The organism is Sphingobium sp. AS12, from assembly GCF_019097845.1.
Lineage (GTDB): Bacteria > Pseudomonadota > Alphaproteobacteria > Sphingomonadales > Sphingomonadaceae > Sphingobium.
This window is the reverse complement of record NZ_JAHRGM010000001.1, coordinates 277761-298168: the sequence shown is the minus strand read 5'-3', so window position 1 is coordinate 298168 and position 20408 is coordinate 277761. Positions and strand designations below refer to the sequence as shown.

Genomic DNA, 20408 nt, shown 5'->3' with positions numbered 1-20408 from the left:
TGGCCGTCCCTGCAAAGAGAGGAGTTGCAGTAGCGTTCAGTCCTGGCCATTCCACCCCTTCGCCTTGACCTCATCCTCAACCCGCGCCTCGACCCACCCGGTCGCGCCGTCGGCAAAATGCTCCTTCTTCCAGAAGGGCGCCTCCGATTTCAGCCAGTCGATCAGGAAGGCGCAGCTTTCCAGCGCGGCGGTGCGATGGCGCGATGCGGTGCCCACGAACACGATCCGCGCGCCCGGCTCCAGCCGTCCGAAACGGTGGATGACGCTCAAGCCCAGCAGCGGCCAGCGCGCCATCGCCTCGTCACAGATGCGGTCGACCTGCACCTTGGTCATCGCCGGATAATGTTCCAGTTCCAGCGCGATCAGCCCGCCGCCACCGCGCACCACGCCGGTAAAGCTCGCCACCCCGCCGCCGCCCAGCGCTTCGAGCGCCGCCAGTTCCGCCGCGACATCGAAATCCCCGGCCTGCACCGCGACCCGCTTCATCCCCCGGTCACCGGCGGAAACAGCGCCAACTCGCGCGCATCGCCAATCACCGTATCGAGGCCCACGAACCGCTGGTCCAATGCCGCCCGCAACCGCGTCGCATCCCCCAGCGCCTCGGCATAACCGCCGCCCCGCGCCGCCAGCCCAGCCACCAGATCGGCAACGGTCGCGCCCAGCTCAGGCCGCGCCACCTGCTCCTCATCCAGCCCGATCCGCTCACGCACCCAGGCGAAATAGACGATCGTCAGCATCGGCCCGGCTCAATCCATATGCTTTATGCCGACGCGCAGATAATCCCAGCCGGTTATCAGCGTCAGCAAGGCAGCGGCCCATAGCGTCACGATGCCGACCGCCTGGACGAAGGGGAATTGCGGCACCGCCCCCGCCAGGATCAGCGCACCCAGCGCAATGATCTGGAAGGTGGTTTTCCACTTGGCCAGCCGCGACACCGGAACCGACACCTGTATTCCCGCCAGAAACTCACGCAGCCCCGACACGGCAATCTCGCGCAGCAGGATGATCATCGCGGCAACGATGTGGATGCCCGCTATGTCGCGCGTTGCGCTCAGCATCAGGATGACGGCGGCCACCATGATCTTGTCGGCGATGGGGTCCAGGAAAATGCCCAGCCGCGACACCGCGCCCTGCGCGCGCGCCAGATAGCCGTCGAAATAATCGGTAATGCCCATCAGGCAATAGAGCGCGAAGGCCAGCGCATAGCCAGTGATCCAGCGCGCGCCCATTTCCGCGGGCCACAGCAGGGCGACCAGCAACGGCACCGTGACGATGCGCGAAAGCGTGAGCAGATTAGGCAGCGTCAGCATCGCCGCCGACTGCCACAGTCCGGCCCGACGCACAAGGTGGGCCGCATGTTTGCGGTGACGGGATTGGACAGCGGCACCGGCAGCGGCTAGACCCCGCACCGGTCGCTAACGGAAAAGAAGCCAGATTCATCCATGAAAGCCTCTCTCAGGCTCCTGAACAAGCGCCGTTTTCTGCCGCTTTTCATCACCCAGTTGCTGGGCGCGTTCAACGACAATCTGTTCAAGAACGCGATGGTGCTGTTCGTCGTCTATCAGGTCTATAATGACGAACGATCCGAAACCTGGTTCAGCGCGCTGGCGACCGGCATCTTCATCCTGCCCTTCTTTCTGCTGTCTGCGCTATCGGGGCAACTGGCCGACCAGCGCGACAAGGCGGTCATCATCCGATGGGTCAAGGGTGCGGAAATCGCGATCATGCTGGTCGGCGCGACCGGCCTTGGCCTCATCTGGGGTGGCATCGCCATCCACACGCTGGCCATTCCGCTGCTGCTGCTCGCTTTGTTCGCCATGGGAGTTCACTCCACCTTCTTCGGCCCGATCAAATATGCCATCCTGCCCCAGCATCTTCACGATGAAGAAGTGCTGGGCGGCACCGGCCTGGTGGAGGCCGGCACCTATATCGCCATCCTGGCCGGCACAATCCTCGCTGGCCTGATCCCGGTGGAGATTGCCGCGATCGGCATCGTCATCACCGCGCTGATCGGCTATGTCGCGGGCCGTGAAGTGCCGCCCGCCCCGTCGCTGCTGGAACGCACGCCGATCGATTTCCACATCATCCGGTCGTCCGTCACGCTGGTGCGCGGCACCATGCATATCCGTCGGCTCTTTCTGGCCATCATGTCGATCAGCCTGTTCTGGGCGGTCGGCTCCATCCTGTTCATCCAGTTTCCGCCGCTGGTCAAAAATGTGCTGACCGCCGACAAATCGGTCGCCAGCCTGTTCCTGGGCATTTTCTCGATCGGCATCGCCATCGGCTCAGTCGCGATCAACCGGCTGCTCTGCGGCCATGTATCGGCCAAATATGCCCCCGCATCGGTCATCGGCATGGGCGCGTGCATCGTCGCCTTCCATGTCGTGTGCGCATTATGGACGCCAGCGCCCGCCGGGGAGATGCTGTCCTTTACCGGCTTCCTCGCCCATCCCATGGCGATCGCGCTGTCCGCCTGCCTGTTGGGCGTTGCGACTTTCGGCGGCATGTTCGTCGTGCCGCTCTACGCCTTCCTGACCACCACGGTCGAAAAATGCGAAGCGGCGCGCACGGTCGCGGCCAATAATATCGTCAATTCCGGCGCGATGGTGATCGGATCGGTGATAGCGATCGGCCTGACGATCGCCGGGCTGTCGGTGGTGAAGCAGCTGCTGCTGGTCGCCCTGCTCTGCCTGCCCTGCGCCTGGCTGGCGTGGAAACTGCACAAGGCCTGCGACGGCCCTGTCTGCGCGTGATGCGCTCAGAAAATGAAGCTGTAGAACGCCGTGAAGAAGGCGCAGAAGCTCAACCCAAACAGCTTCCAGTCGCTATCGTCATCAACCATCTTCCGCTTGCGCGCAGGCGCTGGCTCCACGACACGCAGCACATGCTGGGGCAACCGCTGGCGAAAGGGGTGGCGGGCGGATTCGGTCGTCAGGACAAGGGGACGTGTTCGCATAGCCACTGGTTAACGCATTATTTACCATTTGGGCCATCGCGAAAGATGGTTAACATTGGCCTGTCCCGGCGCGGGACAGACTTGACTGTATCAGGTGAATAATACAGCATGGCTGAACCGATGACCGATCCGTCCAGCACCGTCGATCCTGCCTCGCTGCCCCCGCGTGAATTTGGCGCAGGGCCGCCCAGCGCCTTCGCCCCGCCCACGCCCTGGCGACGCCGGTTGCAGATATTGGGCTGGATCATCGCGGCCGGTCTGGCGCTGCTGATGCTGATGATCGGCTGGCTCGCCGTCACCGCCCCACTCTCCCGATCGCTGCGGCCGATCGCCCCGCCCAGCATCAGCCTGATGTCGGCGGACAGCCACCTCATTGCCCGGCGCGGTGCTGTGATCGACACGCCCGTCACCATCGCCCAGCTGCCCGCCCATGTGCCGCAAGCCTTCATGGCGATCGAGGATCGGCGCTTCTACAGCCATTGGGGCGTCGATCCGCGCGGCGTCGCCCGCGCCGCCTGGCACAATCTCTGGTCGGACGGGTCGTCGCAGGGCGGCAGCACCATCACCCAGCAACTGGCGAAGGGCGTATTCCTTTCCAGCGATCGCACCATGGGGCGCAAGGCGCGTGAGGCGATGATCGCCTTCTGGCTCGAAGCCTGGCTGACCAAGGACCAGATCCTCGAACGCTATCTCTCAAACGTCTATTTCGGCGACAATGTGTACGGCCTGCGCGCCGCCTCGCTCCATTATTTCAACCGCGCGCCCGAACGGCTGACCATCCCGCAGGCCGCGATGCTGGCGGGCCTGCTGAAAGCCCCGTCCCGCCTCGCGCCGACCAGCAACCTGAAGGGCGCCCGCGCCCGCGCCGCACTGGTGACGCAGGCGATGGTGGACGCTGGCTATATCAGCCAGGCGGAACGCAACGCGCTGCCGCCTGCCCGCCTCAACGTCCGCGAAACCCCCGATGCCACCACCGGCACCTATTTTGCCGACTGGGTGTTGCCGCAGGCGCGCGACCGGGCAGGCGCGGTCTATGGTGAGCAGAAGATCGACACCACGCTCGACTGGCGCATCCAGCGCCTCGCCGAAGCCGCGATCCGTCGCGCACCGCTGGGCGGGGCGCAGGCGGCGCTTGTGGCGATGAAGCCCGACGGCAGCGTCGTCGCCATGGTCGGTGGCAAGAATTACACCAAGAGCAGCTTCAACCGCGCCGTCCAGGCCAAGCGTCAGCCCGGATCGACCTTCAAGCTGTTCGTCTATCTCGCCGCTTTCCGCGCGGGCATGACGCCGGAGGATATGATCGACGACACGCCGATCACCACCGGCAGCTATCGCCCGGCCAATCATGGCGGCAAATATCGCGGCCGCATCAGCCTGCGTCAGGCCTTTGCTGCCTCCAGCAATGTCGCTGCCGTCCGGCTGACCCAGAAGGTCGGCGTCGATAATGTGATCAAGGTCGCCCGCGATCTGGGCGTCACCGCGCCGCTCACCGAGGATCTCAGCCTAGCGCTCGGCACATCGGAAATTCCGCTGATCGAACTGGCCGAAGCCTATGCGGCGGTCGCGGCGGGTGCCTATCCCGTCCTTGCCCATGGCCTGCCCCCCGAAGAGCAGGGCTGGTTCGAGAAGTTGATGGCGCGCCAGCGCTCCTTTGGCGACGACGAACTGGCGATGATCCGCGATCTCCTGTCCTCCGCCGCCAACCGCGGCACCGGCAGCGCGGCGGCTCTGCGCACCAGCACCTTCGGCAAGACCGGCACGACCCAGGACAGCCGCGACGCCATTTTCGTGGGCTATGCCGGCGGTCTGGTGACGGCGGTGTGGATCGGCAATGACGACAATAGCCCGCTCCCCGGCGGCGCAGCGGGCGGCGGCATCCCCGCGCGCATCTGGCGCAATTTCATGAGCGGCGCGATCAACGAAACGGTCGAGGATGCTCCGGTCGAAACCCAGGACGCAGACCTGGTCAACGCCATCGCCAATATCAGCGTCGAAACCGGCATCGGCAATGTCCAGCTCGGTGTCGACGAAGGCGGCATGACGGTGAATATCGGCCCGGCCCAAATCCGCCTGCCCACCGACCAGCCCGCCCCGCCAGCCGACGTCCCCCCACCCCGCATCGCCCCCACGCAACCGCCAGAGGGAGAGGATAGCGGGCCTTAAATCTATTCCCCTCCCGCAAGCGGGAGGGGCAGCGAGACTTGGGCGCGCAGCGCCTTAGTCGCAGCGGGGTGGGCAAACGCAACCTCGCATCAACCCACCCCCTAGCCCCCTCCCGCCTGCGGGAGGGCGAACAAGGTCAGCCCTAAACCGCCTGCCCAGCCGCCCATCCACTGGCCCAAGCCCATTGGAAATTATAGCCGCCCAGCCATCCGGTCACATCCACCGCCTCGCCGATCGCGTACAGGCCCGGCACCTTATTCGCCTCCATCGTCCGCGATGACAGGCCCGCCGTCGCGATTCCCCCGACCGTCACCTCCGCCTTGGCATAGCCTTCCGTCCCCGTTGGCTCGAACGGCCAGTCATGCAGCCGCGCGCCCAGTTGTCGCAGCACCTTGTCGGACAGGCTGCCCATCTCGCCCTGCACCTCGGCCCGATCCAGCAGCGCATCGGCCAGCCTTTCCGTCAGCGCCTGCGCGACAACCTTGCGCAGGCTGGCCCGCGGCCGCTCCCGCTTGGCCTCGATCAGCCAGTCCGCACCATGATCGGGCAGGAAATCGACATGGATCGGCGTGCGATGCTGCCAGTAGGAGGATATCTGCAACATCGCCGGGCCGGACAGGCCGCGATGGGTGAACAAGGCCGCCTCGCGAAACCGCACCTTGTTCCAGCGGACCGCGACGTCTGCCGACACCCCCGACAGCGCCTGAAACAGCGCCTCCTGCGTCCCCAGGGTAAACGGCACCAGCGCAGGCCGGGGCTGGACAATCGACAACCCGAACTGCCGCGCGACCTCATAGGCAAAGCCGGTCGCGCCCATTTTCGGAATGGACGGCCCGCCGGTCGCCAGCACCAGCGCGGGCGCACGATGCTCAACACCGCCCGTCGTCACCTGATACAGGCCGTCGCCATGGCTCACATCCGCCACCGGCTGCCCCAGCGCCAGCCTCACGCCGCCCTTGGCACATTCCTCCTCCAGCATCGCGACGATCTGTTTCGCGGACCCGTCGCAGAACAGCTGCCCCAGCGTCTTTTCATGCCAGGCGATGCCATAGCTATCGACCAGCGCGATGAAATCCTGCGCGCTATACCGCCCCAGCGCCGACTTGGCGAAATGCGGATTAGCCGACAGATAGCGATCCGCCGCCGTGTCGACATTGGTGAAATTGCACCGCCCGCCGCCCGAAATCAGGATTTTCTTGCCCACCTGGTCGGCATGATCGACCAGCAGCACCCGCTTGCCCCGCTGACCCGCGACAGCCGCGCACATCATTCCCGCTGCGCCCGCGCCCAGGATGATCGCGTCCCAATCGGCCATCAGCGACCCCGCTTCAGACGCACCAGCGCCTCGTCCAGCGCCGACAGGAAACGCGACCGGTCATTCTTGCCGAACGGCGGTGGCCCGCCAATCTGCTCACCCCCGGCGCGCAGATCCGCCATGATCGCCCGCGTGGCAATCGCCGCGCCGATGGAACTCAATGTGAAGGGCTTGCCATTGGGCGCGATCACGACCGCGCCCTCTTTCAGGCACCGGTCGGCCAGCAAAATGTCGGCGGTGATACACACCGTTCCCGCATCGGCGCGCTCGGCAATCCAGTCATCGGCCGCGTCGAACCCGTCGCTCACCACCACCCGGTCGAGCAATTCATGCGCCGGGATTCGGATCGGACTGTTGCTGACGATCGTCACCGGCACGCCATGGCGAAAGGCGACCTTGTAAATCTCGTCCTTCACAGGACAGGCATCGGCATCGACCAGAATCTTCATGGATGGCGCGATAAGCGCGGGGGCCGCACTTCACAATGGCCCGATTGCAGCGCCGCGTGGTCCCATTATTTCCCCCTATGACCATTCGCCGCCTTCACCCCACAGCGATCCTGCCCTACATGGGACGCAATGAGCGCTCCCCTGTACAACAAAGATATTTTGCGGCTCGCCGCCAGCATCCCGCACCACCACCGCCTGCCCGCCCCGCAGGCGAGCGTCGAGCGGCGGTCGCCCACTTGCGGATCACGGGTGACGGTGGACGTGGCGATGGCCGACGGTCGCCTGTCCGACATCGGGCTGGACGTAAAGGCGTGCGCGCTGGGGCAGGCGTCCGCCTCGCTGATGGCGGCGCAGGCGATCGGCATGAGCGCCGACGAACTGGCCGAGGCCCGCGACAAGCTGACCGCCTATCTGTCGGGCGCCAGCGACGATCTCGATTTCTGGCCTGGCCTTGCCGTGCTGGCCCCGGCGCGCGGCTATCCTGCCCGTCACGCCTCGATCCGCCTGGGCTTTGAAGCCATTGCCGAAGCCGCGCGGATGGCGGACGCCTGATGCCGACACCACCCACGCCGGTCAGCGCAACCGAAATACTCCTGTCCGATGGCGTCATCCTGCTGGGTGCTGCCTTGTTGTTCGTCATCATTTTCCGCCGCTTCGGGCTTGGTGCGGTGCTGGGCTATCTCGTCGCGGGGGCGCTGGTCGGGCCGCAGGGGCTGGGGCTGGTCGGCGGGGGCGAATCGAAGCTCGCCATTGCCGAAATCGGCATCGTCCTGCTGCTCTTCCTCGTCGGCCTGGAACTTCATCCCGCCCGTCTCTGGCGGTTGAAAAAGGACATCTTCGCACTCGGCATGGCGCAGGTCGTGCTGTGCGGCTGCGCCCTCACCGCGATCATCTTCTACTTCACCGGCTTCACCTGGGGCGCTGCGATTGCGCTCGGCCTGCCGCTCGCGCTTTCCTCGACGGCGCAGGTCTTGCCGGGCCTCAAGTCCAGTGGCAGAATCAATTCGCCCTTTGGTGAAAAAATATTCTCGATCCTGCTGTTTCAGGATCTCTCCATCGTCCCGCTGATCACTATCGTCGCGGCGCTCTCCCGCAATCCGGCTGACGCGGGCGGACCACCGGGATGGATGACGGCGGCCTACACGGTCGCAGCGATTGTCGGCCTCGTCCTTACAGGCCGCTTCATACTGCGCCCGCTCCTGTCCCTTGTCGGGCGGTTTGGCGAGCGCGAGCTGTTCGTCACCGTCGGCCTGTTCACCGTGCTGGCCGCCGCCGCGCTGATGCACAGCCTGCACCTGTCGACCGCGCTGGGCGCCTTCGTCGCGGGCGTGATGCTCGCCGATTCGCCCTACCGGCATGAGATTGAGGCCGACGTCGAACCCTTCCGCTCTATCCTGCTCGGCCTTTTCTTCCTGGCCGTCGGCATGGTGCTGGACCTCGCCACCGTCGCGGCCAACCCGATATTCGTCATCGGCATGGCGCTGATCCTGGTCGCGACCAAGGCGGCGATCATCGCTGGCCTTGCCCGCCTGTTCGGCATGGACTGGCGACCCGCACTGGGCGCTGGCCTGTTGCTGAGCCAGGGCGGCGAATTCGGCTTCGTCCTGTTCGCCCAGGCGCAGGGCGCGCTGCTGATCGCGCCCGAAGCCGCCAGCCTGTTCAGCGCCATCGTCACCTTCTCCATGGCGACCACGCCCTTCCTGATGCTGTTCGCCCGCCGCTTCGAGTTCGCCGCGCCCAAAGATGGCGCGGACCTGCCCGGCCCGGACCAGGCGCCACGCGGCACCGCCATCGTCGTGGGCTATGGCCGGTTCGGCCAGACCGTCGCGCAGATGCTGATCGGCCATGGCTTTGCCGTCGTGTCGATCGACAAGAAGCCTGCCCAGATCGAAGTGTCGCAGCGCTTCGACACGAAGGTCTATTATGGCGACGGCACCCGTATCGACCTGCTACACCGCGCAGGTGCGGACGAAGCCCGGCTGATCGCCTTCTGCATCGACGATCCCTCGCTCGACAGCCGCACACTCCAGCCGATCGCCGAAGCCTTCCCGCAGGCTGCGCTCATGGTCCGCGCTTTCGACCGGCGGCAATTGCTGGCCTTGCAGGATATGGATCTGGCCGCCGTCGTCCGCGAAGTTTATGAATCGGCCATCTGCATGGGCGTGCAGGCGATGCAGGCGCTCGGCGTCCCGCCTGAGGAAATCGAGGAAGTCGAACGCCAATATCGCGCCAATGATCAGCAGCGCCTCGCGCTTCAGATCGAGCATGGCAGCCTGATCGCGGCCAAAGACCTGATGTATCGCCCCGGCCGGGGGATGCGCCTGCTGACCCGTGGCGATGGAGACAAGACATGATCGCGATTTTCGCCGCCCTGTCCGCCGCCCTGGCCATCGGCGCGGGCGCGTTCGGCGCGCATGGCGTTACCGATGCCAAGGCGGTCGAATGGCTGCGCACCGGCGGCCTGTATCAACTGGTCCACGCCGTCGCCGCGCTGGCGATCATGGGCGTCGCGCGCGGCGCGGCGGCGCTGCTGCTGGTCGGCGCGGCAATATTCGCCCTCACCCTCTATGCCATGGCGCTGGGCGCACCCAAATGGCTGGGCGCGATCACCCCGATCGGCGGGCTGCTGATGATCGCCGGATGGCTGTGGGCGGCATGGACCTTCGGGCAACGCTGACGCGCGCCCTTGCCCCCGCCACTGACCCGGCCTAGATTGACGTCATGGCCGACCATCACCATCATCATCACGAACCCACCGGCACCCGGCTGGCCGACGCCGCGCGCGTCACGCTGGAAGCGCAGAGCGAACAATGGACGCCCATGCGCGCGGCCATTTTCGACGCGCTGGCGGCGGAGGAAAAGCCCGCTTCGGCCTATGACATCGCCGATACCGTGTCCAAGGCGCGCGGCAAGCGGGTCGCGCCCAACAGCGTCTATCGCATCCTCGACCTGTTCGTGACCAACAATATCGCGATGCGGGTGGAAAGCGCCAACGCCTATATCGCCAACGCCCATCCCGGCTGCCATCACGACTGCATCTTCCTGGTGTGCCGCACCTGCAAGCAGGCCACGCACCTTGATGATGACAAGGTCACCAACCAGGTCCGCGCCGTTGCCGAGCAGGAAGGGTTCAGGCCCGAACGCCCGGTGATCGAGATTTTGGGAACATGCGCCAAATGCGCTGCATAAGTGGATCGTTGCGCTTCGCGACGGAACGGCCTAGCGCCCTGACGAGTCTATGCCTTTTATGAACGATCGCCCCGAAACCCCGTTGCTCGACCAGGTGATCTGGCCGTCCGACCTGCGCGCCCTCAAGCCGGAGCAGCTGCGGCAACTCGCCGACGAGCTGCGGCAGGAAGTGATCGCCGCCGTCGGCGTCACTGGCGGCCATCTGGGGTCCGGGCTTGGCGTGGTGGAACTCACCACAGCGATCCATTATGTGTTCGACACGCCCCGCGACAAGCTGATCTGGGACGTGGGGCATCAATGCTACCCGCATAAAATCCTGACCGGGCGGCGCGATCGCATCCGCACCCTGCGTCAGGGTGGCGGCCTGTCGGGTTTCACCAAGCGCGCCGAGTCCGAATATGACCCGTTCGGCGCGGCGCACAGCTCCACATCGATCAGCGCGGCTTTGGGCTTTGCCATCGCCAACAAGATGCAGGATCAGCCGGGCAAGGGCATCGCCGTCATCGGCGACGGCGCGATGTCGGCAGGCATGGCCTATGAGGCGATGAACAATGCGCAGGCGGCGGGCAATCGCCTGATCGTCATCCTGAACGACAATGATATGTCGATCGCCCCGCCGGTCGGCGGCCTGTCGGGCTATCTCGCGCGCCTTGTCTCCAGTCGCGAATTTCTCGGCCTGCGCGACCTTGCCAAGAAGCTGGCGCGCAAGCTGCCCCGCCCGCTCCACAATGCCGCGCGCAAGACCGACGAATTCGCCCGCGGCATGGCGATGGGCGGCACCTTGTTCGAGGAACTGGGCTTTTACTATGTCGGCCCGATCGACGGCCACAATCTCGACCAGCTGATCCCGGTGCTGGAAAATGTCCGCGACGCCGCCGAAGGGCCGTGCCTGATCCATGTCGTCACGCAAAAGGGCAAGGGCTACGGTCCCGCCGAAGCCGCCGACGACAAATATCATGGCGTCCAGAAATTCGACGTCATCACCGGCACCCAGGCCAAGGCACCGCCCGGCCCGCCCAGCTACACCAATGTCTTTGCCCAGGCGCTGATCGCCGAGGCGCAGCGCGATCCCACAGTCTGCGCCATCACCGCGGCCATGCCGTCCGGCACGGGCCTCGACAAATTCGCAACCGCCTTCCCCGACCGCTGCTTTGACGTCGGCATCGCCGAACAACATGCCGTCACCTTCGCCGCTGGCCTCGCCGCGCAAGGGATGCGGCCTTTCTGCGCCATCTATTCGACCTTCCTGCAACGCGCTTACGATCAGGTCGTCCATGACGTCGCGATCCAGAATCTGCCGGTCCGGTTCGCCATCGACCGCGCGGGCCTTGTCGGTGCGGACGGCTCCACCCATGCGGGCAGTTTCGATGTCACCTATCTCGCCACCCTGCCCAATATGGTGGTGATGGCCGCGGCGGACGAAGCCGAACTGGTCCATATGACCCACACCGCCGCCTGCCATGACAGCGGGCCGATTGCGCTGCGCTACCCGCGCGGCAACGGCACCGGCGTCGATATGCCTGTCGTCCCCGAACGCCTGGAAATCGGCAAAGGCCGCATCGTGCGCGAAGGGCGGCAGGTCGCCATCCTCTCACTCGGCACGCGGCTGGAGGAAGCGCTGAAAGCCGCCGAAGCATTGGAAGCGCGCGGCCTTTCCACCACCGTCGCCGACCTGCGCTTCGCCAAGCCGCTCGACGAAGCGATGATCCGCCGCCTGCTCACCACCCACGAAGTCGCTGTGACGATAGAGGAAGGCGCAATCGGCGGCCTTGGCGCCCATGTGCTGACACTGGCCAGCGACCTTGGCCTCATCGACAACGGCCTGAAACTACGCACCCTGCGCCTGCCGGACGTGTTTCAGGATCAGGACAAGCCCGAAAAACAATATGCCGACGCCCACCTGGACGCGGATGCCATCATCGACACCGTGCTGACGGCATTGCGGCATAACAGCGTGGGAACGGAAGCGCGGGCGTAAAGTCCTCCTCCTTAGGGGGAGGGTCTGAGGTCTGATAACCTCACTTTGCTCCGTTCATTTCGAGCGAAGTCGAGAAACATCATGCACAGGTTTCTCGACTTCGCTCGAAACGAACGGAGGGCAGAGTTTCACCCGAAAATCAGCCAATGCAGCTATCACCATAAAAAAGGGGCCATCCGGCCCCTTTTCTCATTCCTTACTGCTGCGGCGTTGCCGCCCTCGCGTCCTGCCCGTCGCCTTCCGGCGCTGCAATAATGTCGCGGGTGGCTGCGCCCTTGTCGACCACTTCGGTCCCCGGATCGCCCGCGGTCGAGCGGATTCCCGCCGCTGCATTGGCGCGACCGGCGGCGTTCAACGTCGATGTTTCGGTCGCGCTGCGCTGGGCCGGGCCACCGAACATCGCTTCCATCGCCGCCTTGCTCGAATCGACCGCATTGGACGAAGGCGTGCCGGGCGCGGGCGGGACCAGCGCGAAATCGGGCGGGATCACCAGCGGCGCCTGACGCGACACCGCAAATTCATCGGGCCGTTCGCGGTTGAACAGGCCACCGCCGCCGCCACAGGCCGACAGGGTGGAGAGCAGACCGGCGGCAAGGATCAGTTTAAGCTTCACTTCAAAGTCTCCGTATTTGCGCCCTTGTCGCGCAGCAGCAACGCCCGCGCAAGCAGGATCAGCACGCCGATGGTGATCGCTGCGTCAGCCAGGTTGAAAATCAGGAAGGGCCGCCATGCGCCAAAGTGCAGGTCCGCATAATCAACGACATAGCCCAGCCTGATCCGGTCGACGATATTGCCGATCGCCCCGCCCAGCACCAGCCCCAGCGCCGCGACATCCTGCCGCGCCTTTTCGCGCCACATCCACACGCCGACAAAGCCCGCGATCAATATCGTCATCCCCACCAGCGCCCAGCGCATCAGGTCGGTATCGGCATGGAAAAAGCCCATCGACACGCCGCGATTTTCCAGCCAGCGCAGGCGAAAGATCGGCAAAATCTCGATACCCGTCTCCGCCCGGCTTTTCAGCGCCAGCGGATAGGTGACGGCATATTTGATCAGCTGGTCGAGCGCCAACGTCACGATCGCAACGGTCAGGCCCAGCGGGCGGTGATTGGCAGGGGTGGGCATGGTTCTGTTGTCTCAGCCTAAAAACATAGCGTCATGCTGACGAAAGTCAGCATCCAGGGTCGGTGCAGCGCCGCCCTGGATCCCGGATCGAGTCCGGGATGACGAAACGGTGCAATGGTCGTCATGCCGTCACCACATCATCGCAACGGTCGCACAGCGCGCCGTCATCGGTCACTTCCGGCAGCAACCGCCAGCAGCGCCCGCATTTATGCCATTCGCTGGGGCGGACGCTGATGCCGTCGCCCTTGCCCATCGTCACCCGCGCGACGATCGCCACTTCGGCGAAATCCACGTCACCCACGGCCAGCACCTGCCCCATGGTGACGTCGGCCTCCAGGCTGGATCGGACGATCTTCTCGCGCCGCAACGGCTCGATCGCCTCGTTCACCTGTTCGCGCTGGCTGCGCAGCTCGGTCCATTTTTCGTCCAGATGCGCGTTGATCCAGTGACGGTCGATCTCCGGCCATTCCAGAAAATGCACGCTTTCCTCGTCACTTGGGAAACGGCTTTGCCATACTTCCTCGGCGGTGAAGGGGATGATCGGCGCAGCATAGCGGACCAGCGCGTGGAACAGCGTATCGAGCAACGTGCGATAGGCGCGGCGCTTGGGGTCCGACGGCGCGTCGCAATAGAGGCAATCCTTGCGGATATCGAAGAAGAAGGCCGACAGGTCGCTATTGGCGAAGTCGAACAGCGCGCGGGTGTAGCGGCTGAACTCCAGCCAATTGTCGCTGCCCGCCGCCTTGTCCACGACCGACCGCAATTCCGCGTCCAGCACCGCCAGCCGGTGGAGCATATAGCGCTCCAGCTCCGGCATCTCGGCATAGGATACCGCCTCGACCTCTTCATCATAATCGGCAAGAGCGCCGAGCATGTAGCGGAAAGTATTGCGCAATTTGCGATAGGCGTCGGACGACCCGGCCAGCACTTCCTTGCCGATGCGGACGTCATCGAAATAGTCGGTGCTGGCGACCCAGACGCGCAAGATATCCGCGCCGCTTTCGCCCATGATCTTGAGCGGATCGACAACATTGCCCAGCGACTTGGACATTTTGCGCCCGGTGCCGTCCAGCGCGAAGCCATGAGTCAGCACCGCGTCATAGGGCGCACGCCCCCGCGTGCCGCTGGATTCGAGCAGCGAGGACTGGAACCAGCCGCGATGCTGGTCCGACCCTTCCAGATACAGGTCGGCGCGCACGCCCTCGCCATAGCGGGCTTCCACCACGAAACTGTGGGTCGAACCGCTATCGAACCACACGTCCAGAATGTCGGTCACGACCTCATAGTCGTTGAGGTCGTAGTCGGGCCCCAGCAACGCCTGATGATCCGCCCCGAACCAGGCATCCGCCCCCGCGCCTTTGAACGCTTCGATGATCCGGGCATTGACTGCCGGATCAACCAGATATTGCCCACTCTTGCGATGCACATAAAGCGCGATCGGCACGCCCCAGGCCCGCTGGCGGCTGATCACCCAGTCGGGGCGATCGCTGACCATCGCATTGATCCGGTTGCGCGACCGCTCCGGCACCCAGCGTGTATTGGCGATCGCATCGAGCGCCACGCCGCGCAGGGTCGGGCCGTTGGTCGGCAGGACCGTCGCCAGCGCCCCGGTGACCGGCTCCAGTGGCGGCAGCGGATAGTCCGCCACCTGCCCACTGGGCTTGTCCATGGGGATGAACCATTGCGGCGTGCAGCGATAGATGATCCGCGCCTTCGACCGCCAGCTATGGGGATAGCTATGCCTGAACTCGCTGGCCGACAGCAGCGCGCCAGCCGCGCGCAGATCGCTACAGATCGGGCCGTCCGCGCCGTTGAACTTGGTATTGATGACGCTGCCCTGCCCCGGCAACCATTCCCAATCGTCGCGATAGAAACCCGCATCATTGACCGCAAACACCGGGTCGATCCCCAGCGCCTTGCACGCAATGAAATCCTCCTCGCCATGGTCGGGCGCCATATGGACAAGGCCCGTGCCCGCGTCGGTGGTGACATGATCGGCGGGGAGGAAGGGACGGGGGCGATCGAAGAAGCCATCTCCCTTAAGCCCCTCCCCTTCAGGGGAGGGGTTGGGGTGGGGGCTATCAACCGGCGCGGTGCCATCTGGATGGCCCCCACCCCCGGCCCCTCCCCTGAAGGGGAGGGGTGAAGAAAGGCGGCCTGCCATCGGGTGGCGGGCGACAGCTCCGATAAGGTCGGTGCCTTTGCCTTGCCAATAAATGTCTACCTCGCGCGCCATACCGAGGCGATTGAGCAACTCGCCATTCAGCAACAGATCCTTGGCAGCCAAGAACTTGGGGCCGCCATGATCGCCGAAGAGAACATACTCAATCCCCTCCCCAAACGCGATCGCCTGGTTCACCGGGATCGTCCAGGGCGTCGTCGTCCAGATCACCGCGTAAGCGCCAACCAGTTCCGGCGCGTTGGGCGCGTCCACAATCTCAAACGCCACGTCGATCTGCGTCGACGTCACATCCTCATACTCGACCTCAGCCTCGGCCAGCGCGGTCTTTTCAACCGGGGACCACATCACCGGCTTGGCCCCGCGGTAGAGTTGGCCGCTTTCCGCAAACTTCAACAACTCGCCAACGATCGTCGCCTCGGCCTCGAACTTCATCGTGAGGTACGGATCGGCCCAATCGCCCATCACGCCCAGACGCTTGAACTGCTCCTTCTGCACGCCCACCCATTTGTCGGCATAGGCGCGGCACTGGGCGCGGAATTCGGCGGCGGGCACCTCGTCCTTGTTCAGCTTCTTCTTGCGATATTCCTCCTCGATCTTCCATTCGATCGGCAGGCCATGGCAGTCCCAGCCCGGCACATAGGGCGCATCCTTGCCCAGCAGCGATTGCGAACGGACGATGATGTCCTTCAGCACCTTGTTCATCGCATGGCCCATATGAATGTCGCCATTGGCGTAGGGCGGGCCGTCATGCAGGATGAAGCGCTCGCGCCCCTTGCGCCGCTCGCGCAGCCGGTCATACAGACCCATCGCCTCCCACTTCGCCGCAATCGCGGGTTCCTTCTGCGCCAGACCGGCCTTCATCGGAAAGTCGGTAACGGGCAGGAAAACGGTGGACTTATAGTCAGTTGCGTCGGTCATATTGGGTCCGGCAATAAAATTACCCCGTTCGTCCTGAGTAGCCATTGAGCGAAGTCGAAATGGCGTATCGAAGGATGCGTATGCGCACGATGCTTCGATACGGGCCTTCGACAAGCTCAGTCCCTACTCAGCACGAACGGCTGAAGTGAGCGCGGCATTAGGCGAGGCGGGGCGTTCCCGCAAGGTTTTGGCCCGCAAGGATTTGCCGCGCATCGTCACAGTCGCGCGCGATCTGCGCGATCAGCGCGTCCAGCCCGTCATATTTCGCCTCCGCCCGCAGGAAGGCGATCAGTTGCACGGCGATGCACTGGTCATAGAGGCTCTCGGCAAAGTCGAAGAAATGCGGCTCCAGCAACTCCTTAGGCGGGTCGAAGGTCGGTCGGATGCCCAGATTCGCCGCGCCGTCCAGCACCCGCCCGTCGGGCAAAATCCCGCGCACCGCATAAATACCATAGGCCGGGCGCAAATAGCTGCCCATATCGACATTGGCGGTCGGGAAACCGATCGTGCGACCCAGCTTGTCGCCATGCTGCACCACGCCCTCGATCGTGAAGGGCCGGGTCAGCAGCCGGGTCGCGGTGGCGCAATCGCCCGCCTGCAACGCCGCGCGAATGCGGCTGGACGAAATCACCGCCCCATCGGCATCCGTCACGGGCGCAACCGCCTGCGCCCACATATCCCATGGCGCGCCCAAATCGGACAAAAGCGCCACCGACCCGGCCCGCCCCTTGCCAAAGGTGAAATCCTGCCCCGTCACCACCCCGGCCACGCCCATATCGACAGCCAGCATGCGCACGAACGCCGCCGGATCGAGCGCCGCCAGCTCGGGGGTAAAGGCAAACACCATCATCGCGTCCGCCCCGGCGGCGGCGAACAAGGCCTGCCGCTGGTCCAGCGTGGTCAGGCGGAAATGGGGCGTATCGGGCCGGAACAGCCGCATCGGATGGGGATCGAATGTCGCGACGATGACGGGACGCCGCTCCGCACGGGCGCGGTCCATCGCATGGCCGACCACGGCCTGATGCCCGGCGTGAAACCCGTCAAAATTGCCCAACGCCATGATGGCCCCGCGCAGATGCGCCGGGACCGGGGCGCCGCTTGTCAGCCGCTCCATGGCGCGGCCTATAGGGGGCATCCCGGCCAAGAGCAATGACCGAGCCCCCTGTCGCGAACGCCCGCAATCCTCAGTCGTCAGCCCCCACGCAGGAAGGCGATCAGATCGGCATTCAGCCGGTCAGGCACCGTCGCGAACAGACCATGAGGTTCGCCCTCATATTCCAACCATTGCGCGCCAGCGATACCTGCGGCCGCCGCGCGACCGCTGGGGTCGATCGGGACCGTCTTGTCGGCGCTGCCGTGGATCACCAATGTGGGGATAGTGAAGCTCGCCAGATCGGGACGGAAATCGGTGCGACCAAAGGCATCGACACAGGCGATGGTAGCCAGCGGGCTGGCCATGATGCCCAGCGCGAAACTCCAGTCCAGCACACCCTTGCTGACCGGACTCGTGACCCAGCCAACGCCATAGAAATCCTTGGCGAAACTCTGGAGAAAGTCGAAGCGATCCTTGCGGATATCCTCCTGCATCTCGGCAAACACATGCTCCTCCACGCCATCGGGATTGTCGGCGGTCTTGAGCAGATAGGGCACGACCGACGACACCAGCACCACCCGGTCCACCCGCGCCGCGCCATGGCGGGTCAGATAACGGGCAATCTCGCCCCCACCCATGGAAAAGCCGACCAGACTGACGCGCGGCAGGTCCAGATGGGCGATCAGGTCGGCCAGATCGTCGGCAAATATATCATAGGTGTAACCGGTCGCGGGATGGCTGCTATGGCCAAAGCCGCGCCGATCATAGGTGATGACCTGATGCCCTGCCTCGACCAGCGCGACGGTCTGATATTCCCACATGTCGCCGGTCAGCGGCCAGCCGTGAATCAGGATGACGGGCGGACCTTCTCCGGCCACCTTGTAATGGATATGCGCGCCGTCGCGTGTGTCTAAAATGGGCATGGATGCAGTCCTCTATCCGGGGACTGGCTTAACCTGCGGGAATAGCGCCCTGTTCCGAACCGATACGACGAAGGGAGACGAAACTATAGGCAGGCCGATCATCGACAGCCTCATGCGCTTCTCGCGCCACTTCCGCCCAGTCGGCCGGATCGGGATAGGCAATGCTGGCGTCCCCCACCGCGTCCAGATGCACTTCCGTCAGCTCGATCCGGTGCGCCTGGCTCAGGAACAGTCGATAGATTTCCGCCCCGCCAATCACCATCACGCTAGGCGCATCGGCCAGCGCCAGCGCGCCTGCGACATCATGCGCGACTTCTGCGCCCGCGCCCGTCCACTTGCCGTCACGGGTCAGCACGATATGGCGACGCCCCGGCAGCAAGCCCGGCAGGCTGTCGAACGTCTTGCGTCCCATGATCATCGGATGCCCCAGCGTCAGCGCCTTGAACCGCTTGAGGTCAGCCGGCAGCCGCCAGGGCAGATCGCCATCCTGCCCGATCACGCCATTATCGGCGCGGGCCAGGATCAGAACGATCTCGCTCACAGCACCAGCCGCGTCACATGCCCCATCTTGCGCCCCGGCCGCGCTTCATGCTTGCCATACAGGTGCAGATGGTTGGCCGGGTCCGACAGGATCGCCAGCCAGTCATGCGCCGCGTCGCCGATCAGGTTGCGCATCTCCACCCGGCGCGCCGCCAGCGCCGTGTCGCCCAGCGGCAGGCCGCAAATCGCGCGGACATGATTTTCGAACTGGCTCGTCAGCGCGCCTTCGATCGTGCCGTGGCCGCTATTATGGACGCGCGGGGCCATTTCGTTGAACACCGGCCCGTCGGCGCTGGCGAAAAATTCGCAGGTCAGCACGCCGACATAATCCAGCGCATCGGCAATCTTGCGGGCCAGTGCGCGCGCAGCAGGCACCTGCCCCTCGATCAGCGGCCCGGCGGGCGCGATCGACGTGTCGAGGATACCGTCGACATGGACATTGGCAGAACTGTCCCAGAAGCGCACCTCACCGTCCGCCCCGCGCACCAATATGACCGAAAATTCCTCGGCAAAGGTCACAAAGCCTTCCAGGATCGCGCTCTGCCGCCCGATGGCGTTCCATGCACCGACCGCATCGCCCGGCTCATTGAGCCGCGCCTGCCCCTTGCCGTCATAGCCCATGCGGTTGGTTTTCAGGATCGCCCGGCTGCCGACCTGCGCAATGGCCGCTTCCAGATCGTCCAGATTCTCGACCGGCGCAAACGGCGCGGTCAGCCCGCCCAGGTCGCAGACGAAGCGCTTTTCGGCCAGCCGGTCCTGCGCCACCCGCAACGCCTGCGCGCCGGGGCGGACCAGACCGTGGGTGGAGAGCACCTCGACCGCCGCCGGATCGATATTCTCAAATTCATAGGTGACGACATCGACGCCATCGGCAAAGGCCGCCAGCGCCACCGCGTCGTCATAGCTGCCCCGCGTCCAGCGCGGCGACACGTCGGCGGCGGGGCCGCTCTCCTCCGGCGCATAGATAGCGGTGCAATAGCCCAGCTGCGCGGCGGCAATGGCGATCATCCGGCCCAGCTGGCCGCCGCCAAGGATGCCAATGGTCGAACCGGGCGCGATGGTCGTCATGGGGCCGCTCAGTCCTCGACCGTTTCGGCGACCGCATCACTCTGCTTGGCGCGCCAGGCGTCCAGCCGCTCGGCGAGCGCGGGATCGTTGGTCGCCAGGATCGCCGCCGCCAGCAGCCCGGCATTGATCGCGCCGGGCTTGCCGATCGCCAGCGTCGCCACGGGAATGCCACCTGGCATCTGGACGATCGACAGCAGCGAATCCATGCCCTTCAGCGCCTTCGATTCGACCGGCACGCCCAGCACCGGCAGCCGCGTCATCGACGCGCACATGCCCGGCAGATGCGCTGCGCCGCCCGCGCCCGCAATGACGACTTTCAGGCCGCGATCCACCGCGCTGGTGGCATAATCATACAGCCGCTGCGGGGTGCGGTGCGCCGACACCACCTTGCATTCATGGGCCACACCCAGCGCGTCCAGCGTTTCGGCGGCATGGCGCATCGTGTCCCAGTCGGACCGCGACCCCATGATGATGCCGACCTCGATTGCCCCGCTCATGCCCGTGCTTCC

General features: G+C 65.0%; 21 protein-coding genes. 7 read left to right on the top strand and 14 right to left on the bottom strand.

Annotated features, from left to right (window positions below; all coding sequences use genetic code 11):
• Positions 1-36 precede the first annotated feature (36 nt).
• Genes KRZ98_RS01490 through pgsA form a run of 3 tightly spaced genes read right to left on the bottom strand, consistent with a single transcriptional unit; the run spans position 37 to position 1310 of the window.
• Positions 37-486, bottom strand: a complete 450-nt coding sequence (locus tag KRZ98_RS01490) for a molybdenum cofactor biosynthesis protein MoaE (RefSeq protein ID WP_217671908.1) — start codon at positions 484-486, stop codon at positions 37-39.
• Positions 483-737 (bottom strand): molybdopterin converting factor subunit 1, encoded by a 255-nt coding sequence (gene moaD / locus KRZ98_RS01485; protein WP_217671907.1) that lies wholly within the window; start codon positions 735-737, stop codon positions 483-485. Before moaD ends, KRZ98_RS01490 begins: the two co-directional genes overlap by 4 nt.
• A gap of 9 nt (positions 738-746) precedes the next feature.
• Positions 747-1310: a CDP-diacylglycerol--glycerol-3-phosphate 3-phosphatidyltransferase gene (pgsA, locus tag KRZ98_RS01480; protein WP_006954539.1), complete on the bottom strand. Its 564-nt coding sequence runs from the start codon at positions 1308-1310 to the stop codon at positions 747-749.
• A gap of 132 nt (positions 1311-1442) precedes the next feature.
• On the opposite strand from pgsA, the gene KRZ98_RS01475 reads away from it, so the two are divergent.
• Positions 1443-2753: an MFS transporter gene (locus tag KRZ98_RS01475; protein ID WP_217671906.1), complete on the top strand. Its 1311-nt coding sequence runs from the start codon at positions 1443-1445 to the stop codon at positions 2751-2753.
• A 5-nt stretch (positions 2754-2758) separates the two neighbouring features.
• Here the strand turns inward: KRZ98_RS01475 and KRZ98_RS01470 are convergent, their stop codons facing one another.
• Positions 2759-2956 carry a hypothetical protein gene (locus KRZ98_RS01470; RefSeq protein ID WP_217671904.1) on the bottom strand — a complete coding sequence of 66 codons (198 nt, stop codon included), beginning with the start codon at positions 2954-2956 and terminating at the stop codon, positions 2759-2761.
• A gap of 108 nt (positions 2957-3064) precedes the next feature.
• Between KRZ98_RS01470 and KRZ98_RS01465 the strand changes: the two genes are divergently transcribed.
• Complete coding sequence (locus KRZ98_RS01465) at positions 3065-5119, top strand: transglycosylase domain-containing protein (protein ID WP_217671902.1); 2055 nt, start codon at positions 3065-3067, stop codon at positions 5117-5119.
• Positions 5120-5261: 142 nt separating this feature from the next.
• Here the strand turns inward: KRZ98_RS01465 and KRZ98_RS01460 are convergent, their stop codons facing one another.
• Both KRZ98_RS01460 and KRZ98_RS01455 read right to left on the bottom strand, forming a co-directional pair.
• The gene (locus KRZ98_RS01460) at positions 5262-6434 is read right to left on the bottom strand and encodes an NAD(P)/FAD-dependent oxidoreductase (protein WP_217671900.1); all 1173 of its coding nucleotides are present in this window, start codon (positions 6432-6434) and stop codon (positions 5262-5264) included.
• Complete coding sequence (locus KRZ98_RS01455; protein WP_217671899.1) at positions 6434-6883, bottom strand: YaiI/YqxD family protein; 450 nt, start codon at positions 6881-6883, stop codon at positions 6434-6436. Before KRZ98_RS01455 ends, KRZ98_RS01460 begins: the two co-directional genes overlap by 1 nt.
• A 129-nt stretch (positions 6884-7012) precedes the next feature.
• Between KRZ98_RS01455 and KRZ98_RS01450 the strand changes: the two genes are divergently transcribed.
• The 5 genes from KRZ98_RS01450 to dxs are packed head-to-tail and all read left to right on the top strand — an operon-like array spanning position 7013 to position 12050.
• Positions 7013-7435, top strand: coding sequence for an iron-sulfur cluster assembly scaffold protein (locus tag KRZ98_RS01450; RefSeq protein WP_019051786.1), 423 nt, complete (start codon positions 7013-7015; stop codon positions 7433-7435).
• A complete protein-coding gene (locus KRZ98_RS01445) occupies positions 7435-9237 on the top strand; it encodes a cation:proton antiporter (RefSeq protein ID WP_217671898.1) in 1803 nt (600 codons plus the stop codon). Before KRZ98_RS01450 ends, KRZ98_RS01445 begins: the two co-directional genes overlap by 1 nt.
• Positions 9234-9560, top strand: a complete 327-nt coding sequence (locus KRZ98_RS01440) for a DUF423 domain-containing protein (protein WP_217671897.1) — start codon at positions 9234-9236, stop codon at positions 9558-9560. The genes KRZ98_RS01445 and KRZ98_RS01440 overlap by 4 nt, the downstream gene beginning before the upstream one ends.
• A 44-nt stretch (positions 9561-9604) precedes the next feature.
• On the top strand, positions 9605-10072 hold the full coding sequence (locus KRZ98_RS01435; protein WP_217671895.1) for a Fur family transcriptional regulator: 468 nt from the start codon (positions 9605-9607) through the stop codon (positions 10070-10072).
• 49 nt (positions 10073-10121) lie between these two features.
• On the top strand, positions 10122-12050 hold the full coding sequence (gene dxs, locus KRZ98_RS01430; RefSeq protein ID WP_217671894.1) for a 1-deoxy-D-xylulose-5-phosphate synthase: 1929 nt from the start codon (positions 10122-10124) through the stop codon (positions 12048-12050).
• Positions 12051-12246: 196 nt separating this feature from the next.
• On the opposite strand, the gene KRZ98_RS01425 is transcribed toward dxs, so the two are convergent.
• The 8 genes from KRZ98_RS01425 to purE all read right to left on the bottom strand — a co-directional run bounded on the left by KRZ98_RS01425 (position 12247) and on the right by purE (position 20396).
• Complete coding sequence (locus KRZ98_RS01425; protein WP_217671893.1) at positions 12247-12663, bottom strand: DUF3035 domain-containing protein; 417 nt, start codon at positions 12661-12663, stop codon at positions 12247-12249.
• Entirely contained in the window at positions 12660-13175 is a 516-nt protein-coding gene (gene lspA / locus KRZ98_RS01420; RefSeq protein WP_217671891.1) for a signal peptidase II, read from the bottom strand. Before lspA ends, KRZ98_RS01425 begins: the two co-directional genes overlap by 4 nt.
• Before the next feature lie 121 nt (positions 13176-13296).
• Positions 13297-16275: an isoleucine--tRNA ligase gene (gene ileS, locus KRZ98_RS01415; RefSeq protein ID WP_217671889.1), complete on the bottom strand. Its 2979-nt coding sequence runs from the start codon at positions 16273-16275 to the stop codon at positions 13297-13299.
• A 157-nt stretch (positions 16276-16432) separates the two neighbouring features.
• Positions 16433-17389 (bottom strand): bifunctional riboflavin kinase/FAD synthetase, encoded by a 957-nt coding sequence (locus KRZ98_RS01410; protein ID WP_217671888.1) that lies wholly within the window; start codon positions 17387-17389, stop codon positions 16433-16435.
• 77 nt (positions 17390-17466) lie between these two features.
• Positions 17467-18291: an alpha/beta fold hydrolase gene (locus tag KRZ98_RS01405; RefSeq protein WP_217671886.1), complete on the bottom strand. Its 825-nt coding sequence runs from the start codon at positions 18289-18291 to the stop codon at positions 17467-17469.
• A 28-nt stretch (positions 18292-18319) separates the two neighbouring features.
• Positions 18320-18832, bottom strand: a complete 513-nt coding sequence (locus KRZ98_RS01400) for a dihydrofolate reductase (protein WP_217671885.1) — start codon at positions 18830-18832, stop codon at positions 18320-18322.
• On the bottom strand, positions 18829-19899 hold the full coding sequence (locus tag KRZ98_RS01395; protein ID WP_217671883.1) for a 5-(carboxyamino)imidazole ribonucleotide synthase: 1071 nt from the start codon (positions 19897-19899) through the stop codon (positions 18829-18831). The genes KRZ98_RS01400 and KRZ98_RS01395 overlap by 4 nt, the downstream gene beginning before the upstream one ends.
• Before the next feature lie 8 nt (positions 19900-19907).
• Entirely contained in the window at positions 19908-20396 is a 489-nt protein-coding gene (gene purE / locus KRZ98_RS01390) for a 5-(carboxyamino)imidazole ribonucleotide mutase (protein WP_217671881.1), read from the bottom strand.
• Positions 20397-20408 lie beyond the last annotated feature (12 nt).

Coding starts and splice junctions, on each gene's coding strand:
- KRZ98_RS01490 (WP_217671908.1), bottom strand. CDS start 486: ATGAAGCGGGTCGCGGTGCAGGCCGGGGATTTCGATGTCGCGGCGGAA.
- moaD (WP_217671907.1), bottom strand. CDS start 737: ATGCTGACGATCGTCTATTTCGCCTGGGTGCGTGAGCGGATCGGGCTG.
- pgsA (WP_006954539.1), bottom strand. CDS start 1,310: ATGCTGACGCTGCCTAATCTGCTCACGCTTTCGCGCATCGTCACGGTG.
- KRZ98_RS01475 (WP_217671906.1), top strand. CDS start 1,443: ATGAAAGCCTCTCTCAGGCTCCTGAACAAGCGCCGTTTTCTGCCGCTT.
- KRZ98_RS01470 (WP_217671904.1), bottom strand. CDS start 2,956: ATGCGAACACGTCCCCTTGTCCTGACGACCGAATCCGCCCGCCACCCC.
- KRZ98_RS01465 (WP_217671902.1), top strand. CDS start 3,065: ATGGCTGAACCGATGACCGATCCGTCCAGCACCGTCGATCCTGCCTCG.
- KRZ98_RS01460 (WP_217671900.1), bottom strand. CDS start 6,434: ATGGCCGATTGGGACGCGATCATCCTGGGCGCGGGCGCAGCGGGAATG.
- KRZ98_RS01455 (WP_217671899.1), bottom strand. CDS start 6,883: ATGAAGATTCTGGTCGATGCCGATGCCTGTCCTGTGAAGGACGAGATT.
- KRZ98_RS01450 (WP_019051786.1), top strand. CDS start 7,013: ATGAGCGCTCCCCTGTACAACAAAGATATTTTGCGGCTCGCCGCCAGC.
- KRZ98_RS01445 (WP_217671898.1), top strand. CDS start 7,435: ATGCCGACACCACCCACGCCGGTCAGCGCAACCGAAATACTCCTGTCC.
- KRZ98_RS01440 (WP_217671897.1), top strand. CDS start 9,234: ATGATCGCGATTTTCGCCGCCCTGTCCGCCGCCCTGGCCATCGGCGCG.
- KRZ98_RS01435 (WP_217671895.1), top strand. CDS start 9,605: ATGGCCGACCATCACCATCATCATCACGAACCCACCGGCACCCGGCTG.
- dxs (WP_217671894.1), top strand. CDS start 10,122: ATGCCTTTTATGAACGATCGCCCCGAAACCCCGTTGCTCGACCAGGTG.
- lspA (WP_217671891.1), bottom strand. CDS start 13,175: ATGCCCACCCCTGCCAATCACCGCCCGCTGGGCCTGACCGTTGCGATC.
- ileS (WP_217671889.1), bottom strand. CDS start 16,275: ATGACCGACGCAACTGACTATAAGTCCACCGTTTTCCTGCCCGTTACC.
- KRZ98_RS01410 (WP_217671888.1), bottom strand. CDS start 17,389: ATGGAGCGGCTGACAAGCGGCGCCCCGGTCCCGGCGCATCTGCGCGGG.
- KRZ98_RS01405 (WP_217671886.1), bottom strand. CDS start 18,291: ATGCCCATTTTAGACACACGCGACGGCGCGCATATCCATTACAAGGTG.
- KRZ98_RS01395 (WP_217671883.1), bottom strand. CDS start 19,899: ATGACGACCATCGCGCCCGGTTCGACCATTGGCATCCTTGGCGGCGGC.
- purE (WP_217671881.1), bottom strand. CDS start 20,396: ATGAGCGGGGCAATCGAGGTCGGCATCATCATGGGGTCGCGGTCCGAC.